The 25,460-nt window shown below is 62.5% G+C and carries 21 protein-coding genes; 8 read left to right on the top strand and 13 right to left on the bottom strand.

The genetic code is table 11. From position 1 onward, the window contains the following. Positions 1 to 45 precede the first annotated feature (45 nt). From rseP to rpsB, 8 genes are all read right to left on the bottom strand, one after another. Positions 46 to 1,398 (bottom strand): RIP metalloprotease RseP, encoded by a 1,353-nt coding sequence (rseP, locus tag OGV19_RS17990; protein ID WP_264309983.1) that lies wholly within the window; start codon positions 1,396 to 1,398, stop codon positions 46 to 48. Positions 1,399 to 1,458: 60 nt separating this feature from the next. Next, entirely contained in the window at positions 1,459 to 2,649 is a 1,191-nt protein-coding gene (ispC, locus tag OGV19_RS17995; protein WP_264309984.1) for a 1-deoxy-D-xylulose-5-phosphate reductoisomerase, read from the bottom strand. Further along, positions 2,646 to 3,461 carry a phosphatidate cytidylyltransferase gene (locus OGV19_RS18000; protein WP_264309985.1) on the bottom strand — a complete coding sequence of 272 codons (816 nt, stop codon included), beginning with the start codon at positions 3,459 to 3,461 and terminating at the stop codon, positions 2,646 to 2,648. The genes ispC and OGV19_RS18000 overlap by 4 nt, the downstream gene beginning before the upstream one ends. Further along, positions 3,461 to 4,216 (bottom strand): polyprenyl diphosphate synthase, encoded by a 756-nt coding sequence (gene uppS, locus OGV19_RS18005; protein ID WP_027595795.1) that lies wholly within the window; start codon positions 4,214 to 4,216, stop codon positions 3,461 to 3,463. The genes OGV19_RS18000 and uppS overlap by 1 nt, the downstream gene beginning before the upstream one ends. A gap of 15 nt (positions 4,217 to 4,231) precedes the next feature. Then, the gene (gene frr, locus OGV19_RS18010) at positions 4,232 to 4,789 is read right to left on the bottom strand and encodes a ribosome recycling factor (RefSeq protein ID WP_264309986.1); all 558 of its coding nucleotides are present in this window, start codon (positions 4,787 to 4,789) and stop codon (positions 4,232 to 4,234) included. Next, positions 4,786 to 5,529, bottom strand: a complete 744-nt coding sequence (gene pyrH / locus OGV19_RS18015; RefSeq protein ID WP_016392310.1) for a UMP kinase — start codon at positions 5,527 to 5,529, stop codon at positions 4,786 to 4,788. Before pyrH ends, frr begins: the two co-directional genes overlap by 4 nt. 177 nt (positions 5,530 to 5,706) lie before the next feature. Beyond that, on the bottom strand, positions 5,707 to 6,570 hold the full coding sequence (gene tsf, locus OGV19_RS18020) for a translation elongation factor Ts (RefSeq protein ID WP_264309987.1): 864 nt from the start codon (positions 6,568 to 6,570) through the stop codon (positions 5,707 to 5,709). Between the two features lie 185 nt (positions 6,571 to 6,755). After that, positions 6,756 to 7,493: a 30S ribosomal protein S2 gene (gene rpsB, locus OGV19_RS18025; RefSeq protein WP_027595792.1), complete on the bottom strand. Its 738-nt coding sequence runs from the start codon at positions 7,491 to 7,493 to the stop codon at positions 6,756 to 6,758. A gap of 345 nt (positions 7,494 to 7,838) precedes the next feature. On the opposite strand from rpsB, the gene map reads away from it, so the two are divergent. Genes map through dapC form a run of 3 tightly spaced genes read left to right on the top strand, consistent with a single transcriptional unit; the run spans position 7,839 to position 12,588 of the window. After that, complete coding sequence (gene map, locus OGV19_RS18030; RefSeq protein ID WP_264309988.1) at positions 7,839 to 8,621, top strand: type I methionyl aminopeptidase; 783 nt, start codon at positions 7,839 to 7,841, stop codon at positions 8,619 to 8,621. Between the two features lie 37 nt (positions 8,622 to 8,658). Further along, positions 8,659 to 11,361, top strand: a complete 2,703-nt coding sequence (locus OGV19_RS18035) for a [protein-PII] uridylyltransferase (RefSeq protein WP_264309989.1) — start codon at positions 8,659 to 8,661, stop codon at positions 11,359 to 11,361. A 30-nt stretch (positions 11,362 to 11,391) separates the two neighbouring features. Beyond that, complete coding sequence (gene dapC, locus OGV19_RS18040; protein ID WP_264309990.1) at positions 11,392 to 12,588, top strand: succinyldiaminopimelate transaminase; 1,197 nt, start codon at positions 11,392 to 11,394, stop codon at positions 12,586 to 12,588. Positions 12,589 to 12,623: 35 nt separating this feature from the next. Here dapC and OGV19_RS18045 read toward each other — a convergent pair whose 3' ends face one another. Continuing rightward, entirely contained in the window at positions 12,624 to 14,270 is a 1,647-nt protein-coding gene (locus tag OGV19_RS18045; RefSeq protein WP_264309991.1) for a Na+/H+ antiporter, read from the bottom strand. Between the two features lie 353 nt (positions 14,271 to 14,623). Here OGV19_RS18045 and OGV19_RS18050 point away from each other — a divergent pair, with 353 nt between their 5' ends. The 4 genes from OGV19_RS18050 (at position 14,624) to OGV19_RS18065 (ending at position 17,742) form a co-directional block, all read left to right on the top strand. Further along, on the top strand, positions 14,624 to 14,971 hold the full coding sequence (locus OGV19_RS18050; protein WP_264309992.1) for an ArsC family reductase: 348 nt from the start codon (positions 14,624 to 14,626) through the stop codon (positions 14,969 to 14,971). A gap of 41 nt (positions 14,972 to 15,012) precedes the next feature. Beyond that, on the top strand, positions 15,013 to 16,047 hold the full coding sequence (gene dapD, locus OGV19_RS18055) for a 2,3,4,5-tetrahydropyridine-2,6-dicarboxylate N-succinyltransferase (RefSeq protein WP_264309993.1): 1,035 nt from the start codon (positions 15,013 to 15,015) through the stop codon (positions 16,045 to 16,047). An 82-nt stretch (positions 16,048 to 16,129) separates the two neighbouring features. Beyond that, on the top strand, positions 16,130 to 17,335 hold the full coding sequence (locus tag OGV19_RS18060; RefSeq protein ID WP_264309994.1) for a cysteine desulfurase: 1,206 nt from the start codon (positions 16,130 to 16,132) through the stop codon (positions 17,333 to 17,335). Continuing rightward, positions 17,332 to 17,742 carry a SufE family protein gene (locus OGV19_RS18065; protein ID WP_264309995.1) on the top strand — a complete coding sequence of 137 codons (411 nt, stop codon included), beginning with the start codon at positions 17,332 to 17,334 and terminating at the stop codon, positions 17,740 to 17,742. Before OGV19_RS18060 ends, OGV19_RS18065 begins: the two co-directional genes overlap by 4 nt. 108 nt (positions 17,743 to 17,850) lie before the next feature. On the opposite strand, the gene tcdA is transcribed toward OGV19_RS18065, so the two are convergent. Further along, complete coding sequence (gene tcdA / locus OGV19_RS18070) at positions 17,851 to 18,660, bottom strand: tRNA cyclic N6-threonylcarbamoyladenosine(37) synthase TcdA (RefSeq protein ID WP_264309996.1); 810 nt, start codon at positions 18,658 to 18,660, stop codon at positions 17,851 to 17,853. A 133-nt stretch (positions 18,661 to 18,793) separates the two neighbouring features. Between tcdA and OGV19_RS18075 the strand changes: the two genes are divergently transcribed. Continuing rightward, a complete protein-coding gene (locus tag OGV19_RS18075) occupies positions 18,794 to 21,385 on the top strand; it encodes a glycosyltransferase (RefSeq protein ID WP_264309997.1) in 2,592 nt (863 codons plus the stop codon). 36 nt (positions 21,386 to 21,421) lie between these two features. Here the strand turns inward: OGV19_RS18075 and OGV19_RS18080 are convergent, their stop codons facing one another. From OGV19_RS18080 to OGV19_RS18090, 3 genes are all read right to left on the bottom strand, one after another. After that, positions 21,422 to 23,815: a fimbria/pilus outer membrane usher protein gene (locus OGV19_RS18080; protein WP_264309998.1), complete on the bottom strand. Its 2,394-nt coding sequence runs from the start codon at positions 23,813 to 23,815 to the stop codon at positions 21,422 to 21,424. Then, entirely contained in the window at positions 23,812 to 24,528 is a 717-nt protein-coding gene (locus OGV19_RS18085) for a fimbria/pilus chaperone family protein (RefSeq protein WP_413470104.1), read from the bottom strand. The genes OGV19_RS18080 and OGV19_RS18085 overlap by 4 nt, the downstream gene beginning before the upstream one ends. A gap of 73 nt (positions 24,529 to 24,601) precedes the next feature. Further along, positions 24,602 to 25,252, bottom strand: a complete 651-nt coding sequence (locus OGV19_RS18090; RefSeq protein ID WP_264310000.1) for a DUF1120 domain-containing protein — start codon at positions 25,250 to 25,252, stop codon at positions 24,602 to 24,604. Positions 25,253 to 25,460: the final 208 nt, after the last annotated feature.

The following is a 25,460-nucleotide window of genomic DNA, read 5'->3' on the forward strand; positions in this document are numbered from 1 at the left end:
CAACCCGCCGCGAAAAGACGGCAGGTTCGCAATTGAGCGAAGCTTTTAAAGTCGACCCAGATCGTTGATCAGGGCGAGCAACATCACCCCTATGACCAAACTGATACCGATCTGGACCCCCCAACCTTGCACCCGATCCGAGAGCGGACGACCGCGCGCCCACTCGACCAGGTAAAACAGCAAATGCCCCCCATCCAGTACTGGAATGGGCAGCAGGTTAAGAACCCCCAGGCTAATGCTCAGGTAGGCCAGGAAATTCAGGAAATCCCCCACGCCGGACTGGGCTGAAGCGCCCGCCACTTTAGCAATGGTTATCGGTCCGCTCAAGTTTTTTACCGAGAGCTCTCCGAACAGCATTTTCTTCAGCGACTCGAGGGTCAGGACGCTCATGTTCCAGGTGCGCGACAAGGCCTCGCCCACCGCTTCCAGCGGGCCAAAGCTGACTTCGCGGAGCATGTTGGCAGGCCATTCGCCACCTTTTACCCCTGCGCCCAGATAACCGCCCGCAGCCTTGCCCTCACCCTTGCGGGCCAGGGTTACCGGCACATCCAGCGCAGCACCATCGCGCTCGACACGCACCACGACCTTGGTTTGCGGATGGGCACGCACGGTGTCGACCACCTGCTGCCAGTCGGTCACAGACACACCGTCAAGGGCCAGCAGCTTGTCGCCTGTCTTGAGGCCAGCAGCGGCGGCCGGCCCTTTCGAATCAATCTCGGCCAGTACCGGGGTGATCACCGGCCGCCATGGGCGCAAGCCCAGGGACTGGATAGGGTCCGGCTCATCGGCGTTCTTCAGCCAGCGGTCCAGCTTGATCTGCAACTGGTGCTCGGCGCTGGCGCCGTCGTCGCGCACGCCCACCTGCAGCGTGCCGCTCTCGCCCAGGCGGCGAACCAGTTGCAGGTTGACTGCTGACCAACCGCTGGTCGGTTTGCCATCGATGGAAACAATTTCCTGACCTGCGGCCAGGCCGGCCGAGGCTGCCAGACTGCCCGCTTCGACCCCACCGATGACCGGGCGGATCTGCTGGGTGCCGAGCATGGCCAGCAGCCAGAAGAACACGATGGCCAGCAAGAAGTTGGCAATCGGGCCGGCAGCGACGATGGCGATGCGCTGACGCACGGTCTTGCGGGTGAACGACTGATCAAGCAGCGCTGGCGGTACATCGCCTTCGCGCTCATCGAGCATCTTGACGTAGCCGCCCAGCGGGAGCGCTGCGATCACGAACTCGGTGCCATGGCGGTCATGCCAACGCAACAACGGCGTGCCGAAACCCACCGAAAAACGCAGCACCTTGACGCCGCAACGGCGGGCTACCCAGAAGTGGCCGAATTCGTGAAACGTGACCAGAACACCCAAGGCCACCAGGGTGCCGACAATCATGTAGAGCGCAGTCATATCTTTCTCCAGATGACGTTCAGCAGAACGACTTTTCGCACAAGCCCTGGCAGGCCTGCATCAACGGCCGTGACGCCTCAACCACTCACGGGACAGCTCCCGGGCACGCTGGTCGGCGGCAAATACCGCATCCAGCGACGCCAGTGGCACTACAGGCTCCTGATCGAGCACCTGTTCGATCATACCCGCGATCTCCGGGAAGCGGATACGCCGCTGGAGAAATGCCTCGACCGCCACTTCGTTGGCCGCGTTGAGCACGGCGGGCGCGCTGTTGCCGGCCTCGGCAGCCTCGCGCGCCAGGCGCAGACACGGGAAGCGCTGTTCGTCGGGTGCCTGGAAATCCAGGCGCGCGATGGCGAACAGGTCCAGCGGAGCAACCCCGGAATCAATGCGCTCCGGCCAGGCCAGGGCATTGGCGATAGGCGTGCGCATGTCCGGGTTACCCAGTTGGGCAAGCACCGAACCGTCCACGTAGTCCACCAACGAATGGATCACGCTCTGCGGGTGCACCACCACCTCGACCTTGGCGGGCGAGGCATCGAACAACCAGCAGGCCTCGATCAACTCAAGGCCCTTGTTCATCATGCTTGCCGAATCCACGGAGATCTTGCGCCCCATGGACCAATTGGGGTGCGCGCACGCCTGCTCCGGGGTGACATCGGCCAGCGCTGCGGACGGTGTTTCGCGAAACGGGCCACCCGATGCCGTCAGCAGGATGCGGCGCACCCCTACCTGGCTCAGGCCACGGGCATAGTCGCCGGGCAGGCACTGGAAGATCGCATTGTGCTCGCTGTCGATCGGCAGCAGCACCGCACCGCTGCGCCGCACAGCCTCCATGAACAGCGCGCCGGACATCACCAGCGCCTCTTTATTGGCCAGCAGCACCTTCTTGCCCGCCTCGACGGCAGCCAAGGTCGGGCGCAACCCTGCCGCACCAACGATAGCAGCCATCACCGCATCCACCTCGGGCGCTGCGGCAACCTGGCAAAGCCCCGCCTCACCTTCCAGCACCTGAGTGGCGCAAGCGGCTGCCGCCAGGCCTTCGCGCAAGCGCGCAGCCCCTTCGGCGTTTGGCACTACCGCGTACTCGGGGCGATGCTGGACGCACAGCGCCAGCAGCTCATCGATGCGCGAGTAACCGCTCAGGGCGAATACCGAATAACGCTCAGGGTGACGTGCAATCACATCCAGCGTGCTCAGGCCAATGGAGCCCGTGGCACCCAGCACGGTAATGCGCTGGACCGCACTCACATCACACCCCATTCGGCAGCCCACAACAGCACCGCAAAGAGCGGGATGGCTGCGGTCAGGCTGTCGATGCGGTCAAGCACACCACCATGGCCGGGCAGCAGATTGCTGCTGTCCTTGATGCCGGAACGGCGCTTGAACATGCTTTCGGTCAGGTCACCGATCACCGAGGCCATCACCACCAACGCGGCGCCCAGCAGGCCCAGCAGAATCTGACCGAAGCCCCACTCGCGACTGATACCGACCGCCAGCGTGATGATCAGGCTGACGGCCAGACCGCCGTAGACGCCCTCCCAACTCTTGCCCGGACTGACCTGCGGGGCCAGCTTGCGCTTGCCGAAGGCACGCCCGGAGAAGTAGGCACCGATGTCGGCAGCCCATACCAGCACCATGACCGACAGAATCAGCCAGTTGCCCAGCGGCCAGTGCTTGAGCAGCACCAGCCCCTGCCACGCTGGCAGCAATACCAGCAGGCCGATCAGCAAGCGGCAGGCCGCACTGGCCCACAGTTCACTGCTGCGCGGATAGGTCAGCACCAGCCAGGTGGCAAGCCCCCACCAGATCACCGACGCACCGAGCACCCAGGGTGCCAGGTCGGGCATCAGGTGCAGCAGCATCAGCGCTCCGGCGACGACCGCGGCGTAGGCAATGCGCAGTGGCTGGGTCATCAACCCAGCCAGGCGCGCCCACTCCCAGGCGCCGAGGGTGACCACGAAGCCGATGAACAGGGCGAAATCCCCACCGTTGAGCAGGAAAAAGCCACCCAGCGCGACCGGCAGCAGGATCAGCGCAGTAATGATGCGTTGTTTAAGCATTAAGCACGAGCTCCAGCCTCGACCTGCTCGCTGGTCTTACCGAAGCGGCGCTGGCGCGAAGCGAAATCGGCCAGGGCATTGCGCATGGCCTCGTGTTTGAAGTCCGGCCAGTACAGGTCGGAGAAATACAGCTCGGCGTAGGCCAGCTGCCACAGCAGGAAATTGCTGATGCGCCGCTCGCCACCGGTGCGGATGCACAGGTCCGGCAACGGCAACTCGCCGGTGGACAGGCACGTTTGCAGCAGCCCCGGCGTAATATCGTCCGGACGCAGATGGCCTGCCTGTACTTCCCGCGCCAGGCGCTGGGCAGCCTGGGCGATATCCCACTGGCCACCGTAGTTGGCCGCGATCTGCAGGATGAAGCGGTTATTGCCGGCGGTCAGCGCTTCGGCCTCACGCATGGCAGCCTGCAGCTCGGGATGGAAACGTGAACGATCGCCGATGATGCGCAAACTGATGTTGTTCTCGTTGAGGCGACGCGCCTCACGGCGCAGGGCCGAGAAGAACAGCTCCATCAGCGCACCGACCTCTTCGGCGGGGCGCTGCCAGTTCTCGCTGGAGAAGGCGAACAGGGTCAGTACCTCGACCCCGGATTCGGCGCAGACTTCGATAACCGCGCGAACGGCATCGACGCCAGCCTTGTGCCCGGCAACGCCGGGCAGCAGGCGCTTCTTCGCCCAGCGGTTGTTGCCATCCATGATGATCGCGACGTGTCGCGGCACCGAGGACGGCGCCGCTGGCTTGGTCTTTTCCATTAAAAAACCTCGGCCTTAGACGGCCAACAGGTCCTTTTCCTTGGCCTTGAACGCAGCGTCGATTTCGGCGACGAACTTGTCGGTCAGCTTCTGGATTTCGTCAGCGGCGCGACGTTCTTCGTCTTCGCTGATTTCCTTGTCCTTGGTCAGCTTCTTGAGGTCGGCGAGCGCGTCACGGCGCACGTTACGCACGGCAACCTTGGCATCTTCGGCAACGCCGCTGGCCTGCTTGGTGTAACCCTTGCGGGTTTCCTCGGTCAGGGCAGGCATCGGTACACGGATGGTGGTACCGGCGCTGGACGGGTTCAGGCCCAGATCAGAGGTCAGGATGGCCTTCTCGATGGCTGCGCTGAGGTTCTTGTCGTGCGCAACGATCTTCAGGGTACGCGCGTCCTCGACAGTAATCGCGGCTACCTGGTTCAGCGGCATGTCGCTACCCCAGGCAGAGACCTTGACGCTGTCCAGGATGCTCGGGTGGGCACGACCGGTGCGGATGGCAGCCAGGTGGCGACCCAGCGCCTCGATGGACTTACCCATGCGATCCTGGGCATCTTTCTTGATAGCGTTGATCATTTTTGAACTTCCTCGATCAGAGTTCCTTCCGCGCCGCCATGCACGATGTTCAGCAGGGCGCCGGGCTTGTTCATGTTGAAGACGCGCAGCGGCATCTTGTGGTCGCGGCACAGACAGATTGCCGTCAGGTCCATCACTCCCAGCTTGCGATCCAGCACTTCATCGTAGGTCAGATGATCGAACTTCTCGGCATGCGGGTCCTTGAATGGATCTGCAGTGTATACACCATCGACCTTGGTTGCCTTCAATACCACGTCGGCATCGATTTCGATGGCGCGCAGGCAAGCGGCGGAATCGGTGGTGAAGAACGGGTTGCCGGTACCGGCAGCGAAGATTACGACTTCTTTAGCATTCAGGTGGCGCATGGCTTTGCGGCGATCATAGTGATCGGTCACGCCAACCATGGAGATGGCCGACATGACAATGGCGGTAATGTTCGCCCGTTCCAGCGCATCGCGCATGGCCAGGGCATTCATTACGGTCGCCAGCATGCCCATGTGGTCACCGGTGACGCGGTCCATGCCGGCTGCACTGAGCGCCGCACCACGGAACAGGTTGCCACCGCCGATTACCAAACCGACCTGAACACCGATGCCGACCAGTTGGCCGACTTCCAGCGCCATGCGATCCAGGACCTTGGGGTCGATCCCGAACTCTTCCGAGCCCATCAGGGCCTCGCCGCTAAGTTTGAGTAGAATGCGTTTATAGCGAGCCTGATAACCACTGCCCTGCTGAGCCATTGCGAATCTCTCCTGCGGCGTTTGTAAAATTCTGGCGGGCTGCTTGAGCCTGCGTGTAACTCTAACGTGACGCAGCGACTGCGTCAGCGAGTAACGGCTTCGAAAACCGCTCCCGCTTTGACAAAGAGGCTGCGCGCGTGAGCGGGCAGCCTCTTTGGGGCGACAGACGTGTCTGTCTTACTGCTTGGCAGCAGCTACCTGAGCGGCAACTTCTTCAGCGAAGTTGTCGACTGGCTTCTCGATGCCTTCGCCGACCTTGAAGTAGGTGAAGGAAACGATTTCAGCACCGGCTTTCTTGGCCAGCTCGCCAACCTTGACTTCCGGGTTCATGACGAAGGCTTGCTCTTTCAGCGAGGCTTCGGCCTTGAACTTGGTGATACGGCCGTTGATCATGTTCTCAACGATGTTTTCCGGCTTGCCGGCGATCTTGTCGGCGTTCAGCTGCAGGAAGACATTCTTCTCGCGCTCGATGGCCTCGGCGGAGATTTCCGATGCATCCAGGAACTCCGGGTTCGAAGCTGCAACGTGCATGGCGATGTTCTTGGCCAGCTCGACGTCGCCGCCTTTCAGGACAACAACGGCACCGATCTTGTTGCCGTGCAGGTAAGCACCAACAACGTCACCTTCAACGCGCGCCAGGCGGCGGATGTTGACGTTTTCGCCGCACTTGGCGACCAGGGCTTCACGAGCAGTTTCGCGCGAAGCGATCAGCGGGGCTGCGTCGGTCAGCTTCTGAGCGAAGGCTTCTTCCAGGCTTTCGGCTACGAAGTTCTTGAAGTCGTCTTGCAGGGCCAGGAAGTCGGTCTGCGAGTTGACTTCCAGCAGGACGGCGGTTTTGCCGTCGGTCTTGACGGCGATAGCGCCTTCAGCAGCGACGTTGCCAGCCTTTTTGGCGGCCTTGATGGCGCCCGAGGCACGCATGTCGTCAATGGCTTTTTCGATGTCGCCGCCGGCCTTTTCCAGGGCCTTTTTGCAATCCATCATGCCTTCGCCGGTACGCTCGCGCAGTTCTTTGACCAGCGCTGCAGTAATTGCTGCCATTTCAAAATCCTCTTGGAAAGTTTTTCAACCATTCCACCCGCTCGTCACGGGCGTTCAATTCTGCAAATCCGCTGTTGTTATCTCAGCCAGCCCATAATGCGGGGCGGTAGCTGACAGCAGGATTTCAAGGTGGCAAAAAGGGGGCAAAGCCCCCTTTTCGCGTGCCAAGTAGACGCTAGCGCCTATTACTCAGCAGCAGGTGCAGCCGCTTCTTCAGCGTAGACTTCGGTGCCGCCAGCAACATTGTTGCGGCCGCGGATGATGGCGTCGGCCATCGAAGTCATGTACAGCTCGATAGCGCGAATGGCGTCATCGTTACCTGGGATGATGTAGTCAACACCTTCCGGGCTGCTGTTGGTATCGACAACGCCGATAACCGGGATGCCCAGCTTGTTGGCTTCGGTGATAGCAATGCGCTCGTGGTCAACGTCGATCACGAACAGGGCATCAGGCAGACCGCCCATGTCCTTGATACCACCCAGGCTGCGGTCCAGCTTTTCCAGATCGCGCGAACGCATCAGGGCTTCTTTCTTGGTCAGCTTGGCAAAGGTGCCATCTTCGGCCTGAGTTTCCAGGTCGCGCAGACGCTTGATCGAAGCACGGATGGTTTTGTAGTTGGTCAGCATGCCGCCCAACCAGCGGTGGTCAACGTATGGCGAACCGGCACGAGCAGCTTGCTCGGCAACGATCTTGCCGGCGGAACGCTTGGTGCCGACGAACATGATCTTGTTCTTGCCCTGGGCCAGACGCTCTACGAAGGCCAGAGCCTCGTTGAACATTGGCAGGGTTTTTTCCAGGTTGATGATGTGGATCTTGTTACGCGCGCCGAAAATGTACTTGCCCATTTTCGGGTTCCAGTAACGGGTCTGGTGGCCGAAGTGCACACCGGCCTTCAGCATATCGCGCATGTTGACTTGGGACATGATAGTTCCTTGATAAGTCGGGTTGGGCCTCCACGCATCCCAATGACCAACCCACAAATTTTGCAATTCGGGGCACCCAGGTCATCGTGTCGACACGTGTGTGGGTTTAGGCTTACGGGGTCGTCCCCGAAAGCGGCGCATTTTATACCACAGACCGCGAGCGAACGGAACCCGAATACTGTCGCGTCCGTCAGCGGCTTTTGCAGCACCCAGGCTTTCAGGCCAGAATGCCCTCTATAGACAGCAGCTTGGCCGGCTTTATCCCGACCGATTGCCGCCCTGCTCTGCTAGAATCCGGCCTTTCCCGTTTGTTCGCGCCGTGCACGGCGCCGTAGAGAGCCTGTAATGACCGTCACCATCAAGACCGCAGAAGACATCGAGAAGATGCGCATCGCCGGCCGCCTGGCCGCCGACGTGCTGGAAATGATCGAAGAGCACGTCAAGCCCGGTGTCACCACCGAAGAACTGGACCGCCTGTGCCATGACTACATCGTCAACGTCCAGCAGGCCATCCCGGCGCCGCTCAACTACAAGGGCTACCCCAAGTCGATCTGCACCTCGATCAACCATGTGGTCTGCCACGGCATCCCCAACGACAAGCCGCTCAAGGACGGTGACACGCTCAACATCGACGTCACCGTGATCAAGGACGGCTACCACGGCGACACCAGCCGCATGTTCCACGTCGGCAACGTGCCGGTCTGGGCCGAGCGCCTGTCCAAGGTCACCCAGGAATGCATGTACAAGGCCATCGAACTGGTCAAGCCTGGCTGCCGCCTGGGCGACATCGGCGAAGTGATCCAGAAGCACGCTGAAAAGAACGGCTTCTCGGTGGTGCGCGAGTTCTGCGGCCACGGCATCGGCAAGGTGTTCCACGAAGAGCCGCAGATTCTGCACTACGGCCGCGCCGGCACCGGCATGGAACTCAAAGAAGGCATGACCTTCACCATCGAGCCGATGATCAACCAGGGCAAGGCCGACACCAAGGTCCTGGGCGACGGCTGGACCGCCATCACCAAGGACCGCAAGCTCTCGGCCCAGTGGGAGCACACCCTGGTGGTGACCGCGACCGGCTACGAGATCTTCACCCTGCGCAAGGACGACACCATCGCGCGCACCTCGGCCTGAGTCCGCGCCAGGCACCCCACGACAGGAACGCGACGCAATGCCCCAGGTGGATCCCGAGCTGTTCGACCGCGGCCAGTTCCAGGCGGAACTGGCCCTCAAGGCGAGCCCCATCGCCGCCTTCAAGAAAGCCATCCGCCAGGCGGGCGAGGTGCTCGACAAGCGTTTTCGCGATGGCCGCGAAATCCGCCGACTGATCGAGGACCGCGCCTGGCTCGTCGACAACATCCTGCAACAAGCCTGGAACCAGTTCGACTGGGGCGACCAGAGCGGCATCGCCCTGGTCGCGGTGGGCGGTTACGGGCGCGGTGAACTGCACCCACACTCGGACATCGACCTGCTGATTTTGCTGGGCGCCGCCGAGCACGAACACTACCGAGAGGCCATCGAACGCTTTCTCACCCTGCTCTGGGACATCGGCCTGGAAGTGGGCCAGAGCGTGCGCACCGTCGACGAATGTGCCGAACAGGCGCGTGCCGACCTGACGGTTATTACCAACATGATGGAAAGCCGCACCGTCGCCGGCCCCGAAGCCTTGCGCCAGCGCATGCTGGAAGTTACCAGCACCGAGCACATGTGGCCGAGCAAGGAGTTCTTCCTGGCCAAGCGCGCCGAACTCAAGGCGCGCCACCACAAGTACAACGACACCGAATACAACCTTGAACCCAACGTCAAGGGCTCGCCCGGTGGCCTTCGCGACATCCAGACCGTGCTCTGGGTGGCCCGCCGCCAATACGGCACCCTGAACCTGCACGCCCTGGCCGGCGAAGGTTTTTTGCTGGAAAGCGAGAACGAACTGCTGGCCTCCTCCCAGGACTTCCTGTGGAAGGTGCGCTATGCCCTGCACATGCTGGCCGGGCGCTCCGAAGACCGCTTGCTGTTCGATCACCAGCGCAGCATCGCCGCCCTGCTGGGCTACAGCGACGAGAACCCCAAGCGCGCGATCGAGCAGTTCATGCAGCAGTACTACCGGGTGGTGATGAGCATCAGCCAACTGTGCGACCTGATCATCCAGCACTTCGAGGAAGTCATCCTCGCCGACGAGGACAGTGGCACCACCCAACCCTTGAATGCGCGCTTTCGCCTGCATGACGGCTACATAGAAGCGGCCACGCCGAACGTGTTCAAACGCACGCCGTTCGCCATGCTGGAGATCTTCGTGCTGATGGCCCAGCACCCAGAGATCAAAGGGGTACGCGCCGATACCGTGCGCTTGCTGCGCGAACACCGGCACCTGATCGACGAAACCTTCCGCCATGACATCCGCAACACCAGCCTGTTCATCGAGCTGTTCAAGTGCGAGATCGGCATCCACCGCAACCTGCGCCGGATGAACCGCTACGGCATCCTTGGTCGCTACTTGCCCGAGTTCGGCCTGATCGTCGGGCAAATGCAGCATGACCTGTTCCACATCTATACCGTCGATGCGCACACGCTCAACCTGATCAAGCACCTGCGCAAACTGCAATACACGCCGGTTTCCGAAAAATTCCCGCTGGCCAGCAAGCTCATGGGCCGCCTGCCCAAACCCGAGCTGATCTACCTGGCCGGGCTTTACCATGACATCGGCAAGGGCCGCCAAGGCGACCATTCGGAGCTGGGCGCGGTGGACGCGCAAACGTTCTGCGAACGCCACCAGCTGCCCGCCTGGGACAGCCGCCTGATCGTCTGGCTGGTGCTGAACCACCTGGTGATGTCCACCACCGCCCAGCGCAAGGACCTGTCCGACCCGCAGGTGATCAACGACTTTGCCCTGCACGTGGGTGACGAGACGCGCCTGGACTACCTCTACGTGCTGACCGTGGCCGACATCAACGCGACCAACCCCAGCCTATGGAACTCCTGGCGCGCCAGCCTGCTGCGCCAGCTGTACACCGAGACCAAGCGCGCCCTGCGCCGTGGCCTGGAAAACCCGTTGGACCGCGAAGAGCAGATCCGCCAGACGCAAAGCGCCGCGCTGGACATTCTCGTGCGCGAAGGCATCGACCCGGACGACGTCGAGCAACTCTGGTCTCAGTTGGGCGACGACTACTTCCTCAAGCACAACGCCGCCGATGTGGCCTGGCACACGGATGCCATCCTCCAGCAGCCCGCCGACGGCGGGCCGCTGGTACTGATCAAGGAAACCACCCAGCGCGAGTTCGAGGGCGGTACGCAGATCTTCATCTATGCCCCTGACCAGCACGACTTCTTCGCCGTGACCGTGGCGGCCATGTCGCAGCTCAACCTGAACATCCATGACGCGCGGATCATCACTTCAAGCAGCCAGTTCACCCTCGACACCTACATCGTGCTCGACAACGACGGCGGCTCTATCGGCGACAACCCGCAGCGGGTCAAGCAGATTCGCGATGGCCTCACCGAAGCGCTGCGCAACCCCGAGGACTACCCGACGATCATTCAGCGCCGGGTACCGCGCCAGCTCAAGCACTTCAATTTCCCGCCCCAGGTGACCATCCTCAACGATGCCCAGCGGCCGGTGACCATCCTTGAGATCACCGCGCCTGACCGCCCGGGCCTGCTGGCCAGGATCGGGCGCATCTTCCTGGAGTTCGACCTGTCGCTGCAAAACGCCAAGATCGCCACCCTAGGCGAGCGCGTGGAAGACGTGTTCTTCATCACCGACGCCGACAACCAGCCGCTGTCAGACCCGCAATTATGCAGCCGCCTGCAGGAAGCCATCGTGCAACAACTGCAGGCAGGCCAGGCGAGCGACACCAGCCCGACCCGCGTGACCTTTTAACGATTAGACGATTGACGAGACCTTGCGCCGATGAACCATGCCCTGACCCAGCTTCAGCCCTACCCGTTCGAGAAACTCCGTGCCCTGCTGGGCAGCGTAAAGCCTGCGGCGGACAAACGCGCCATCGCCCTGTCGATCGGTGAGCCGAAGCACGCCTCGCCGGCGTTCGTCGCCCAGGCCATGACCGACAACCTCGACAAGCTGGCGGTGTACCCCAGCACCATCGGCCTGCCAGCCTTGCGCCAGGCCATCGGCCAGTGGTGCGAGCGCCGTTTCGGCGTGCCAACCGGCTGGCTGGATGCCGACCGCCACATCCTGCCGGTCAACGGTACCCGTGAAGCGCTGTTCGCCTTCACCCAGGCCGTGGTCAACCGCGCCGATAACGGCCTGGTGGTCAGCCCCAACCCCTTCTACCAGATCTACGAAGGTGCGGCCCTGCTCGCAGGTGCCACCCCGCATTACCTGCCGTGCCTGGAAAACAACGGCTTCAACCCGGATTTCGATGCGGTACCCGCTGACGTCTGGAAGCGCTGCCAGATCCTGTTCCTGTGCTCGCCGGGCAACCCCACCGGCGCGCTGGTGCCGATGGACACCCTGAAGAAACTGATCGCCCTGGCCGACGAGCACGATTTCGTGATTGCCGCCGACGAGTGCTACAGCGAGCTGTACTTCGACGAAGACGCGCCACCACCGGGCCTGCTTAGCGCCTGCGCCGAGCTTGGCCGCAGCGACTTCAAACGTTGCGTGGTGTTCCACAGCCTGTCCAAGCGCTCCAACCTGCCGGGCCTGCGTTCGGGCTTTGTCGCGGGTGATGCCGAAATCATCAAACCCTTCCTGCTGTACCGCACCTACCACGGCTGCGCCATGCCGGTGCAGACCCAGTTGGCCAGCATCGCCGCCTGGCAGGACGAAGCGCACGTGCGCGAAAACCGTGACCAGTACCGCGCCAAGTACGATGCCGTGCTGGATATCCTGCAGCCGGTGATGGATGTGCAACGCCCGGATGGCAGCTTTTACCTGTGGGCCAAGGTGCCGGGCTGCGATGCCGAGTTCACCCGTGACCTGTTCGAAGCCCAGCATGTGACCGTAGTGCCGGGGTCGTACCTGTCGCGTGAAGTGGATGGCGTGAACCCAGGCGCTGGCCGCGTGCGCATGGCGTTGGTTGCGCCGCTGGCCGAGTGCATCGAGGCGGCCGAGCGGATTCGCGCGTTTCTGCAAAACCGCTGATAGCGCCGCGGGGCCGCTTGGCGGCCCCTCGCGTTCTAGCGGACCGCGCCCAGGTTCGCCTCGCTCATGTCCAGTTCCCCCAGCACCTGACGCACCACTTCATCGCCCACCAGGTGCTGGCGATGCAGGTTATACAGCTCCAGCCGCTGCGCCCGCAGCGCGCGCAAGCGCAAACGCCGCTCAAGCAAATCCATCTGCTCGGCCAATGCCCTTGCCTCCGCTGTATCGTTGTAACTGTCCAACTCGTCCCGGTATTCAGCCATCAAGCGTGCCTTTAGCTCGGTCGCCAAGGTCGCCTGCGCGGCATCCTGGGGTGCATTGGCATCGATCACTTCTTCAGCTTCCAAAGCATGAATCGCGGCCTCCGCCGTACGCCGCCAGGCTTCCTGTACCTCCTGATGCAGTCGCTCGTCCGGGCTCTTGGTAATCCCGCGAAGCAAGATAGGCAGGGCGATACAAGCACTGATCAGCGACAACAGGATCACACCGGCTGCAATGAAAATCAGCAAGTCGCGTTCGGGAAACGCCTTGCCGGCCCCCATCAACAGTGGCACCGACATCACACCGGCCAACGTAACCGCACCTCGCACGCCGCCGAGGGTCAGTAGCCAGCAGGAACGCGCCGTGGGCATCAGCACCAGCGCAGGCTTGCCTCGCCAACGGCGCACCACACCAATTGCCCGCCAGATGCTCTGCACCCAGATGAAGCGCAGCAGGATCAACGCCGCGAAGATCGCCAGCACATCCAGGCAACGCCAGGCCAACGTCGGCCACACAGTGGCTTCGTGGCTCACGACAGCCTTGATGATGTCCGGCAACTGCAGGCCGAGCAGCAGGAAAATCAGGCCATTGAAGGCAAACTCCAGCAACGACCACACACTGCGGTTGAGCAAGCGGGTACTGGTCTGGCGCGGCAGCAGGTCGAGCCAGCTCTGCATCATGCCGGCAGCCACCGCCGAAAGGATGCCAGACACCCCCAGGCGCTCGGCCAGCACGTAGGCGGCAAAGGGCAGCAACAGCATGAAGACCACGTGCGTGGCGGGGTCGTCCCAACCTCGGGCGATCATCCAGGCGCGCAGACGGCCAATCAGCCAGCTCAGCGCCACGCCAACCGCCAGGCCGCCCAGGGCCACCAGGACGAAACTGAAGCTGGCATCAGCCAACGAGAACACACCGGTGATCGCCGCTGCCAGGGCAAACTTGAACGTCACCAGGCCCGAGGCGTCGTTCATCAGCGCTTCGCCCTGCAGCATGTGCATCAGCGGCGTGGGCAAACGGTCCTGGGTGATGGCCGACACCGCAACGGCGTCGGTAGGCGACAGCACCGCCGCCAGGGCGAAGGCCACCGGCAGCGGGATGCTTGGCAGCAGCCAGTGAATGAAGTATCCGGCGCCGACCACGGTAAACAGCACCAGCCCCACCGCCAGCGCGACCACCGGCCCGCGAATGCGCCACAATTCGCGCTTGGGAATACGCCAGCCATCGGCGAACAGCAGCGGTGGCAGGAACAGGAAGAGGAACAGCTCCGGGTCCAGGGCCACGTGCAGCCCCAGGGTCGGCCAGGCCAACAGCGCACCGGCGGCGATCTGCACCAGTGGCAGGGGCAGCGGGATCATCCGCCCGACCAGCTTCGACACGCTGACCAGCGTGAGCAGAATGAGGACGGTATAGGCTGACTGCATCCGTGAAAGCTTCCTTTGTGAATCAATAACCATAGCGAGGCGAAACATCGCCATTGAAACAATATGTTAGCGGCGTATGGCAACGTAGGGCCGCTGCACGATAGTCGCAGGCCCGGCGTGAATATGTAACACAATGATGCATGTGTTTCAGTGACGGGGAGCATGGCTGAAGCGCTCCGGCGCCTATGAGATCGAGCGCCGCCCGCGCGGCGCTCGATCTCATAGGCGCTACACCTCCCAAGCCCTACCCATTCGCCCACACCCCGTGGCGCTCACCGAATCGTTCCCGCATAATCCCGCGACTGACCTTCGAAAAATGGAGAAATTGGGGAACCTTTGCCCCAATGTGCACAATGACTTACACGCTCTACGGCATCAAAGCCTGTGACACCATGAAAAAGGCGCGCACCTGGCTAGAAGACAAAGCCATCGGCTACGAATTCCACGACTACAAGACCCAGGGCATCGACCGTGACAGCCTGAACCGCTGGTGCGACGAGCACGGCTGGGAAGTCATCCTCAACCGTGCCGGTACCACCTTTCGCAAGCTCGACGATGCCAGCAAGGCCGATATCGACCAGGCCAAGGCTGTCGAGTTGATGCTTGCCCAGCCCTCGATGATCAAGCGCCCGGTACTCGACCTGGGCGAGCGCACCCTGGTTGGTTTCAAACCTGAATTGTATGCCGCAGCACTGGCCTGAGCCCGTCTGCGCCTCCACCCTATTTCGCACGAGGTAATCACATGTCCAATACCCTGTTCAGCCTGGCCTTCGGTGTCGGCTCCCAGAACCGCCAGGGCACCTGGCTTGAAGTCTTCTACGCACAACCGCTGGTCAACCCGAGCGCCGAACTGATCGCGGCCGTTGCCCCGATCCTCGGCTACGAAGGCGGCAACCAGGCCATTGCGTTCAGCAACGCTCAAGCGGCGCAACTGGCCGAAGCCGTGAAAGGCATCGATGCCGCCCAGGCTGCCCTGCTGACCCGCCTGGCCGAAAGCCACAAGCCGCTGGTCGCCACCCTGCTGGCCGAAGACGCGGCCCTGACCTCGACCCCAGAGGCCTACCTCAAGCTGCACCTGCTGTCGCACCGCCTGGTCAAGCCGCACGGTGTGAGCCTGGCCGGTATCTTCCCACTGCTGCCAAACGTTGCCTGGACCAACCAGGGCGCCGTCGACCTGGCCGAGCTGGCCGAGCTGCAACTGGAAGCGCGCCTGAAAGGCGAGCTGCTGGAAGTGTTCTCGGTGGACAAGTTCCCGAAGATGACCGACTACGTGGTCCCGGCTGGCGTGCGTATCGCCGACACCGCCCGTGTGCGCCTGGGCGCCTATATCGGCGAAGGCACCACCATCATGCACGAGGGCTTCGTCAACTTTAACGCCGGCACCGAAGGCCCAGGCATGATCGAAGGCCGTGTCTCGGCGGGCGTGTTCGTCGGCAAGGGTTCGGACCTGGGCGGCGGCTGCTCGACCATGGGCACCCTTTCCGGTGGCGGCAACATCGTCATCAAGGTCGGCGAAGGCTGCCTGATCGGCGCCAACGCCGGTATCGGCATCCCGCTGGGCGACCGCAACACCGTCGAAGCCGGCCTGTACATCACTGCTGGCACCAAGGTGAACCTGCTCGACGAAAACAACGAGCTGGTTAAAGTGGTCAAGGCCCGCGACCTGGCCGGCCAGACCGACCTGCTGTTCCGTCGCAACTCGCTGAACGGCGCGGTGGAATGCAAGACCCACAAGTCGGCCATCGAGCTGAACGAGGCGTTGCACGCCCACAACTGAGAACTCCCCACGGGTTCGAAGTGTTAAGATCGGGTCTGGCGCACTCACGCCAGACCCGATTTTCATTCCAGGCCCCGTGATCATGTTCCAGCCCTCCCCCTGGCGTGCCGACTTCCCCGCCATCGCCGCCCTGCAACGGCAGCACCAGACCTACCTGGACAGCGCCGCCACCACCCAGAAGCCCCAGGCCCTGCTCGATGCCTTGAGCCACTACTACGGCCACGGCGCCGCCAACGTACACCGTGCCCAGCACCTGCCCGGCGCGCTGGCAACCCAGGCGTTCGAAACCAGCCGTGACAAGGTTGCCGCCTGGCTCAATGCCGCCGAATCGCGGCAGATCATCTTCACCCACGGCGCCACCTCGGCGCTGAACCTGCTGGCCTATGGCCTTGAACACCGTTTCGAAGCAGGCGAAGAAATTGCCGTCAGCGCCCTGGAGCACCACGCCAACCTACTGCCCTGGCAGCAACTGGCGCAGCGGCGCAACATGCGTCTGGTCGTGCTGCCAGTGGACGCGCATGGCCGCATCGACCTCGACCAGGCCTTGCAGCTGATTGGCCCGCGCACGCGCGTGCTTGCCGTCAGCCAGTTGTCCAATGTGCTGGGCACGTGGCAGCCGCTGCCAGCTTTGCTCGCCCATGCTCGCGCGCAAGGCGCGCTGACCGTGGTCGATGGCGCCCAGGGTGTGGTGCACGGGCGCCACGATGTGCAGCAGTTGGGCTGTGACTTCTACGTGTTCTCCAGCCATAAGTTGTACGGCCCTGAGGGCGTCGGCGTGCTCTATGGCCGCCCGCAGGCGCTGGAGCTGCTGCGCCACTGGCAGTTCGGCGGCGAAATGGTGCAACTGGCCGACTACCACAACGCCAGCTTCCGCCCGGCCCCGCTGGGCTTCGAGGCAGGTACTCCGCCCATCGCTGGTGTGATCGGCCTGGGCGCGACCCTTGATTACCTGGCCAGCCTGGATGCCATGGCGGTCAACAATCATGAATCCAGCCTTCATCAGCACCTGTTGCGCGGGTTGGCCGACCGTGAGGGTGTGCGGGTGCTGGGCTCACCCCAGGCGGCCCTGGCCAGCTTCGTCATCGACGGCGTGCACAATGCCGACATCGCTCATCTGCTGACCGAACAGGGCATTGCGGTGCGCGCCGGCCATCACTGCGCCATGCCATTGCTCAAAGGGCTGGGGCTGGAAGGGGCGATTCGGGTGTCGCTGGGGCTGTACAACGACAGCGACGACCTGCAGCGTTTCTTCGTCGCCCTCGATCAAGGCCTGGAGTTGCTGCGGTGAACCTGCCCGTGGCCGCCCAAGCGGCGCTGGACAGTTTCGAACAGGCCCGAGGCTGGGAGCAACGTGCGCGGCTACTGATGCAGTGGGGTGATCGTCTTGAACCGCTGAGCGACGCCGACAAATGCGACAGCAACCGCGTACATGGCTGCGAAAGCTTGGTGTGGCTGGTGGCTGAACAGCATGACGGCCAGTGGCAGTTCAAGGCCAGCAGCGATGCGCGGTTGCTGCGCGGGCTGCTGGCGTTGCTGCTGATACGGGTGCAAGGCTTGGCCACTAGCGAGCTGGCTGATCTGGATTTGCGCGACTGGTTCAACCAGCTAGGGCTGGAGCGGCAACTGTCACCCTCGCGCAGCAATGGGCTGCATGCGGTGTTGCTGCGGATGGCAGAACTCACTTCCAGCCACTGAATGGTGGGACTTTCTTCGCGGGCAAGCCCGCTCCTACAGGAACTGCACAGGCCCTGAGTAGTGCACAGCCTCTGTGGGAGCGAGCTTGCCCGCGAAAAGGGAACAGGTTTACTCGGCTTTGACCCGTTCAGAAGGCCGCCTGGCCCCCGCCACCAGTTTTTCCACCGCCTTGCTGGCCGCGACCATGCCAAATGTCGCGGTCACCATCATCACCGCGCCAAAACCACCCGAGCAGTCCAAGCGCACGCCCTCACCGACGAAGCTCTTCTGCAGGCAAACGCTGCCATCGCCCTTGGGGTATCGCAGCTGCTCGCTGGAAAACACACACGGCACGGCGTAGTTACGGCTGACATTGCGCGAAAAGTTGTAGTCGCGGCGCAAGGTAGAGCGCACCCGCGAGGCCAGCGGGTCGTTGAAGGTCTTGTTGAGGTCACCGACCTGGATTTGCGTCGGGTCGATCTGCCCACCTGCGCCACCGGTGGTGACGATGCCGATCTTGCGCCGCTTGCACCAGCCAATCAGTGCAGCCTTGGCCATCACACTGTCGATGCAGTCGATGACGAAGTCGAGCTCCTCGGTGATGTACTCGGCCATGGTATCGCGGGTAACGAAGTCAGCTACCGCATGCACCGTGCAAGCCGGGTTGATCGCCCGCAGGCGCTCGGCCATGACCTCGACCTTGGGCCGACCCACTTGCCCTTCCAAGGCATGGGCCTGACGATTGGTATTGCTGACGCAGACATCGTCAAGGTCGAACAGGGTAATCTCGCCCACGCCACTGCGCGCCAACGCCTCGGCCGCCCACGAGCCCACCCCGCCGATACCGACGATCGCTACATGGGCCTGTTTCAGCCGTTGCAGGCCATCGTCGCCATACAACCGGGCAACGCCGGCAAAGCGTGGATCTTCTGTGCTCATCTTGCTACCCCGAAGCTCATACCTCAAAAATCGGCGCGCATTATATGCCAACGGCGCCAGTGGCCTCCATCGTTAGGAAAGTGCCGGCCAATCCTGCTTTAATATTCAATCAATTCGACAGATCTGGAAGACAATGTCATCACGCAAATTCGGCCTCAACCTGGTTGTGGTCCTGGCCATCGCTGCGCTGTTCACCGGGTTCTGGGCGCTGATCAACCGCCCCGTTTCCGCGCCAGCCTGGCCGGAACAGATCTCCGGCTTCTCGTACTCGCCGTTCCGCCTGGGGGAAAGCCCGCAAAAGGGCCAATACCCCAGCGACGACGAGATGCGCCAAGACCTGGAACAGATGAGCAAGCTGACCGACAGCATCCGCATCTATACCGTGGAAGGCACCCAGGCGGACATCCCGCGCCTGGCCGAGGAATTCGGCCTGCGGGTGACCTTGGGTATCTGGATCAGCCCCGACCTTGAACGCAACGAGCGTGAAATCGCCACCGCCATCGAACTGGCCAACACCTCGCGCAGTGTGGTGCGGGTGGTGGTTGGCAACGAGGCCCTGTTCCGCGAAGAAGTCACCCCCGAAGCGCTGATTCAGTACCTGGACCGGGTACGCGCAGCCGTCAAGGTCCCGGTCACCACCAGTGAGCAATGGCATATCTGGAAGGAACACCCGGAGTTGGCCAAGCACGTCGACCTGATCGCCGCGCACATTCTGCCTTACTGGGAGTTCGTGCCGATGCAGGACTCGGTGGAGTTCGTGCTCGACCGCGCCCGCGACCTCAAGCAGCAGTTCCCGCGCAAGCCACTGCTGCTCTCGGAAGTCGGCTGGCCGAGCAACGGCCGCATGCGCGGTGGCGCCGATGCCACCCAGGCCGACCAGGCCATCTACCTGCGCACCCTGGTCAACACCCTCAACCGCCGTGGCTACAACTACTTTGTCATCGAGGCCTACGACCAGCCCTGGAAAGCCAGTGACGAAGGTTCGGTGGGGGCGTACTGGGGCGTGTTCAACGCCGAGCGCCAGCAGAAGTTCAACTTCGATGGGCCGGTGGTCGCCATCCCACAGTGGCGTGCCCTGGCGGTCGCTTCGGTGGTGCTGGCGATGATTGCCCTGATGGTGCTGTTCATCGACGGCTCGGCCTTGCGCCAACGCGGCCGGACCTTCCTGACCTTCATCACCTTCCTGTGCGGATCGGTGCTGGTGTGGATTGCCTACGACTACAGCCAGCAATACAGCACCTGGTTCAGCCTGACCGTGGGCGTGCTACTGGCCCTGGGTGCGTTGGGCGTGTTCATCGTCCTGCTCACAGAGGCCCACGAACTGGCCGAGGCGGTATGGATACACAAACGCCGTCGTGAATTCCTGCCCGTGCAGACCGACAGCGCCTACCGGCCCAAAGTGTCGGTGCATGTACCGTGCTACAACGAGCCACCGGAAATGGTCAAGCAGACCCTCGACGCCCTGGCCGCGCTGGACTACCCCGACTATGAAGTGCTGGTGATCGACAACAACACCAAAGACCCGGCCGTGTGGGAGCCACTGAAGGCGCACTGCGAGAAGCTCGGCGAGCGTTTCAAGTTCTTCCATGTCGCACCCCTGGCCGGCTTCAAGGGGGGTGCGCTCAATTACCTGATCCCACACACTGCCAAGGACGCCGAAGTGATCGCGGTGATCGACTCGGACTACTGCGTCGACCGCAACTGGCTCAAGCACATGGTGCCGCATTTCGCCGACCCGAAGATCGCGGTGGTGCAGTCACCGCAGGACTACCGCGACCAGCACGAAAGTGCCTTCAAGAAGCTGTGCTACAGCGAGTACAAGGGCTTTTTCCACATCGGCATGGTCACCCGCAACGACCGTGACGCGATCATCCAGCACGGCACCATGACCATGACCCGGCGCTCGGTCCTGGAAGAGCTCGGCTGGGCCGAGTGGTGCATCTGCGAGGATGCCGAGCTGGGCCTGCGGGTGTTCGAAAAAGGCCTGTCGGCCGCCTACGCCCACAACAGCTACGGCAAGGGCCTTATGCCCGACACCTTCATCGACTTCAAGAAGCAGCGCTTCCGCTGGGCCTACGGCGCCATCCAGATCATCAAGCACCATGCCGGCGCCCTGCTGCGTGGCAAGGGCAGCGAACTGACTCGCGGCCAGCGCTACCACTTCCTGGCCGGCTGGCTGCCGTGGATCGCCGACGGCATGAACATCTTCTTCACCGTCGGCGCACTGCTGTGGTCGGCGGCGATGATCATCGTCCCACACCGGGTCGACCCGCCGCTGATGATCTTCGCCATCCCGCCGCTGGCGCTGTTCTTCTTCAAGGTCGGCAAGATCATCTTCCTGTACCGCCGGGCGGTCGGGGTCAACCTCAAGGATGCCTTCGCCGCCGCGCTGGCGGGGCTGGCGTTGTCGCACACCATTGCCAAGGCGGTGTTGTACGGGTTCTTCACCAGCAGCATGCCATTCTTCCGCACGCCCAAGAATGCCGACAGCCATGGTGTGCTGGTGGCGCTCTCCGAAGCACGCGAAGAACTGTTCATCATGCTGCTGTTGTGGGGCGCGGCGCTGGGCATCTATCTGGTGCAAGGGCTGCCAAGCTCGGACATGCGCTTCTGGGTCGCGATGCTGCTGGTGCAGTCGTTGCCGTACCTGGCGGCATTGGTGATGGCATTGCTGTCGTCGTTGCCAAAACCTGCCGAGAACAACGTCGAAGCACAAGCCACGTGAAACAGGCCGGGGCCGCCTTGCGGCCCTGGTTACGCCTCAGGTCACATGGCAAAGTGCCGAGACGGATTCGTAGTATTGATCCGGGTCCGGGCGGTCGCTGAGCTCGAACTCCAAGGCGCAGCCCGCATCATCCGCCAACGTGACGTGATAACGCTCATCGGCCTGGTAGTCATGCAAGAAGATCAGCCCGCCTGACTGAACCGTGGTGACGAAACTGCCCGCCGCGTTCACTACCGACGCCCCATCCCGCAGGGCCTGGCCGTCGCTGCGCATCGCCTGCAACAAGGCCCTACGCGTCTGCTCGACCTGGAAGTCCAGCTGGGCGACAGCGCCGCGCCCGGCCCGAATGATGCCCAGGCTGTTCGCTATTTCTACGTTGCGTGGCAGGCTTTGGGTGCGCACCTGCACCCGGCTGTCGGAATAAGGCCGCACCTGCGCGGCCACTGCCCGGCCCTTGCCATCGGTTTGCACGGGCCCGCCAGGTGTATCCAGTTGCACCCCCGCCAGCCCACCGACGTTTATCAATGCGAACGTGTCCTGAAGTGGGTAGGGAGAAAAAGTCACCCCTTGTTCATGCGCGAGCGCCCCACCGCGCAGGTTGGCACTGAAGACACGGGCACCTTCGCCACGGCTTGAGTAATCCACTTGCGCCTGATTGAAGCCTGTCGTCAACGATGCACCCACGGCCGATTGCACAGCCTGATGGCGGCTGTCGTGGTTCCCACCCACTCGATAGGAAAAGCGCTCGTTGACACGCTCCCGCAACACCGCGGACGAACGGTAGTCACCTCGCGCACCCCTTGACGAGGTATGCAGCCTACGGTTCCCTCCCAGCGGCAGGCTCATGCTCAGGTAGGCGAGTCGGCCATCATGCCCAGCCCCCTTCAGTTGCCAGTCGACACCTGCCGACAGCGACAGTTGGCCAATACCCCCTGCCCAATTGAGGTAACCACGGCCGACAGGTTGACCATTTCGAACGCGCGACTGGCTGATGCCGGTACTGAAGGCACCTGCCCTGGTCCCGCTCCAGGAAAACCCGACACTGACCTGGTCGCGCTGTCGAGCGGACTCGCTGGCCCCTTCCGCCGTCTCGAGGATATCGCGGTAGGCACGGCCCTGCACCCCATAAGCAGCGTTGGCCCGTACGCCATCGCTCACTCGCTGAGTGACTGCGAACTGGCCTTGAAGACCTGTTCCGCCATTGGCGGCCCGCGAATGGCGCAAGGTCCACTGTGCCTGCGCTTGCGGCCACGGTTGCATGCCAAGGGCAAAACCGCTGGCATGATACTGCTCGGTCGCCAACAGGCCACTGGCCACGGTCACCCCCTTGAACAGGCCCCCGCTCCACCCCGCACCCAGGGCCCAAGGCCCAGGCGAACGCTCGCTGTCTCGCAACTGCCCAGCCCCGAACTGGAAGCCGTCAGACAGGCCGTCACTCAGGGGCGTGGCAGGCAGGGTGACATGACGTTGCTCACCGTCGGCTTCGTGCACGGTCATTTCCAGGTCTGCGAACGCATCGGCCTGTTCGGGGCTCTCGAAAGAGAATGGCCCGGGCGGAACCACGCTTGTGTAAACCAGGCGGTTGCGTTGACGGACCTCCACCCGTGCCTGGGTCCGCGCAATCCCCTGGATTTCGCGCCGCTGACGCAGGTGGCTCAACGCTTTCTCGGAAAACACCTGCACACCCTGTACCGATACCCCCGAGAGCACAGGGTTGAACAAGTGAATCTGGCCGGCCTGCAACACGGCAGCGTGCGTTGCGAGGGTACGCTGGGCATAGGCATCCAGTGCAACGAACTGCCTGGTTTGGCTGTTGTAACTGCCCAGCTGGCGGCTTCGCACTATCCAGTCACCCATGTTGGCCCCCAGTTCGGTGCGCGCCGTCCAGGCCTGGTGCTTGGCACCCACAGCGCGGCTGTCCAGCAGCGAGACATCATAATTAACAAGGCCTGCCACGCCCCCGGTGTCATAAGGTGCAAGGCCAGCATCCCGACCGATCGGCAACAACGCCTGCGTGGGCACGATCAGGCTGACGGTAGCGGTCTGCGGGTTTACCTGCAGCTCGCTTTGCGGATAAAGGCCGGCCAAGTCGATGCAGCCTGATGGCGAGTGCTCGCTCCCCACTGGCGGTGCTTGCATGCCGGCCGCTTCGAACAGGGCTGCATCAAGGCACAGGTCGCCCCCTTCGAGAAACGCTGCGTAAACCTGCCCAGCACGTTTGCCATTCACCTGCAGGCTCACCTTGTGCTGGCCTGGCGTAAAGCGAGGCGCATCCTGAAAGTAGGCTGCCAGCTCGGCGCTCAAACCTCGCTGGCGCAACAGTTCAGGGTCAAAAGTGGCGCCTGCACTGGCCCTGCTATCAGCTATCGGCAAAGCGCAACAGAGTGTCAATAGGCAACGTCTGACGGCCGCATGAATGCCCCCATTCACTGATCGCCCCTGAGTACCGGGGCATGGAAATCGTCAACCGCGTAGCCGTAGACCGTGGCGGGGAACAAGCGAACCTGATCGGTGCCTGCGTCGATTGGCGACGCCAGCCGCACGTCGAGCGACTCACCGGGCAGCACGTAGGTCCGCGGCAGGTATCCCGGCTGGTTGCCCGGCATCAGCCTGACTTCCTGGGCCAGGCGTACCACGTAGGGCGTGGGGTTTTTGACCTGCAACGTCTCTGGACCAACGCGCCACTGCAAGCCCTCCCAGGGGGAACGATGGCGCGCAAGGCCCTTGGGGTGAATGATCACCGGCAAGTTTTGCCGCACGCTTACGCCAACACGGGCCACCTCGTTGCTGCCGCCCGGTTGCTGGCGTACGCCTTCGAATACCACGCGTTTCAGCCGCTGTGTCTGCAGGGGCACGCCTGAACGCAGCAAAAACCGCACGCGCTGTTCCTGGCCGGCCTCCACACGCCATACAGGCTGAGTCAGAAACAGCAGCGGTTCCTCGTCTTCGGGTACGTTCTGCAGCGTCACCAACAACAGCGCAGGGAATGGGTCGTCGTTGCGCACGGTGATCGACGCCTCGCCATCGGCCTCATTGACGATCACCACGGAAGTCTCAGGGATCATGCCATCGGCATGCACCGCACCGGCGGCGGCCATCAGCATGGCGCACAGACAAAGTGACAAACTCGTTGGCAAACTCATGGTCATGCTCTGTTTTTGGCAACAGACATAAACGCCTACCAACGGATCGGCAGGCGCAAGGCCTGGACGCCCGCTAGAGGTAGGTTACTTCGAGGGTCGAAGCGCCATCGATGTGGATATCGTCCGCCAGAGAGAGAGCGGCCAAACCATTTACACGCATGTCGATTTGCAGATCTGCACTCAAATGGCGAATGGCAGTAGGGACTTCAGCGCCTACCGCAAAGCCATGAAATCGGCCCTCACTACCGTTATAGATGTGGGAAAACGAAGTGTTGCTATCAGGCTGCCAGGTGGCGCCACTGTCCGAGGTAACCAGTCGCCGTACTGAGCTGCTGCCATCGGCGATATAGCTGTTGGCTAGGGTTTGTATGAAGTACGTACCGATCCGTTGCCCATCGTTTAGCCCCAGGCCGAAGGCACGGGGGTCGCCTTCGGTCCAGCTCGCACTGCCAGCACGGTTGTCGATAGCACGCAAGGCGAACCGGGTAGGCGCATCACAGTTCACGTTCAATTGCTGAGTCGGCGACCTGAACTGCGTTTGACGTAACTGGGCAAGCTGGTCGGGCGTAATGACGCCGAAATCAAAAACTCCACCCCCACTCAATGACGGCGTGCAGGCCCCCGGTTTGATAACCCCGGTGACGATGATGTCGGTCGTGGTCGCAAGCGCAACGCTACTTGAACTCAAGGCCGCCGTAAGGACAATCCACTGTTTGATGCTCATGGTTGTTTTCTGCTCTCTATGTTTAGGTAAGCCCGCAAGGGCGGAGCAGAACTTAGCGGCTCACCGGCCACAATCTCAGAGAGAAATCCATCCATGTTCCCCAAGCACTGCCCCGGCGAAGTGAATGCGTCGACTCAGCACTCTTCATTGAAGGTTTTGCTTTAAACTATCGCCCCTTTGCCAGCCTTGCCCGCTTCCGGAGTTCCCC

The sequence above is a fragment of the Pseudomonas putida genome, assembly GCF_025905425.1.
Classification (GTDB): domain Bacteria; phylum Pseudomonadota; class Gammaproteobacteria; order Pseudomonadales; family Pseudomonadaceae; genus Aquipseudomonas; species Aquipseudomonas putida_AF.

What these genes read in the sequence shown, in the direction of transcription:
- rseP (WP_264309983.1), bottom strand. Translation starts at nt 1,398, where the DNA reads ATGACTGCGCTCTACATGATTGTCGGCACCCTGGTGGCCTTGGGTGTT.
- OGV19_RS18000 (WP_264309985.1), bottom strand. Translation starts at nt 3,461, where the DNA reads ATGCTTAAACAACGCATCATTACTGCGCTGATCCTGCTGCCGGTCGCG.
- uppS (WP_027595795.1), bottom strand. Translation starts at nt 4,216, where the DNA reads ATGGAAAAGACCAAGCCAGCGGCGCCGTCCTCGGTGCCGCGACACGTC.
- frr (WP_264309986.1), bottom strand. Translation starts at nt 4,789, where the DNA reads ATGATCAACGCTATCAAGAAAGATGCCCAGGATCGCATGGGTAAGTCC.
- pyrH (WP_016392310.1), bottom strand. Translation starts at nt 5,529, where the DNA reads ATGGCTCAGCAGGGCAGTGGTTATCAGGCTCGCTATAAACGCATTCTA.
- tsf (WP_264309987.1), bottom strand. Translation starts at nt 6,570, where the DNA reads ATGGCAGCAATTACTGCAGCGCTGGTCAAAGAACTGCGCGAGCGTACC.
- rpsB (WP_027595792.1), bottom strand. Translation starts at nt 7,493, where the DNA reads ATGTCCCAAGTCAACATGCGCGATATGCTGAAGGCCGGTGTGCACTTC.
- map (WP_264309988.1), top strand. Translation starts at nt 7,839, where the DNA reads ATGACCGTCACCATCAAGACCGCAGAAGACATCGAGAAGATGCGCATC.
- OGV19_RS18035 (WP_264309989.1), top strand. Translation starts at nt 8,659, where the DNA reads ATGCCCCAGGTGGATCCCGAGCTGTTCGACCGCGGCCAGTTCCAGGCG.
- dapC (WP_264309990.1), top strand. Translation starts at nt 11,392, where the DNA reads ATGAACCATGCCCTGACCCAGCTTCAGCCCTACCCGTTCGAGAAACTC.
- OGV19_RS18045 (WP_264309991.1), bottom strand. Translation starts at nt 14,270, where the DNA reads ATGCAGTCAGCCTATACCGTCCTCATTCTGCTCACGCTGGTCAGCGTG.
- OGV19_RS18050 (WP_264309992.1), top strand. Translation starts at nt 14,624, where the DNA reads ATGACTTACACGCTCTACGGCATCAAAGCCTGTGACACCATGAAAAAG.
- dapD (WP_264309993.1), top strand. Translation starts at nt 15,013, where the DNA reads ATGTCCAATACCCTGTTCAGCCTGGCCTTCGGTGTCGGCTCCCAGAAC.
- OGV19_RS18060 (WP_264309994.1), top strand. Translation starts at nt 16,130, where the DNA reads ATGTTCCAGCCCTCCCCCTGGCGTGCCGACTTCCCCGCCATCGCCGCC.
- tcdA (WP_264309996.1), bottom strand. Translation starts at nt 18,660, where the DNA reads ATGAGCACAGAAGATCCACGCTTTGCCGGCGTTGCCCGGTTGTATGGC.
- OGV19_RS18075 (WP_264309997.1), top strand. Translation starts at nt 18,794, where the DNA reads ATGTCATCACGCAAATTCGGCCTCAACCTGGTTGTGGTCCTGGCCATC.
- OGV19_RS18085 (WP_413470104.1), bottom strand. Translation starts at nt 24,528, where the DNA reads ATGAGTTTGCCAACGAGTTTGTCACTTTGTCTGTGCGCCATGCTGATG.
- OGV19_RS18090 (WP_264310000.1), bottom strand. Translation starts at nt 25,252, where the DNA reads ATGAGCATCAAACAGTGGATTGTCCTTACGGCGGCCTTGAGTTCAAGT.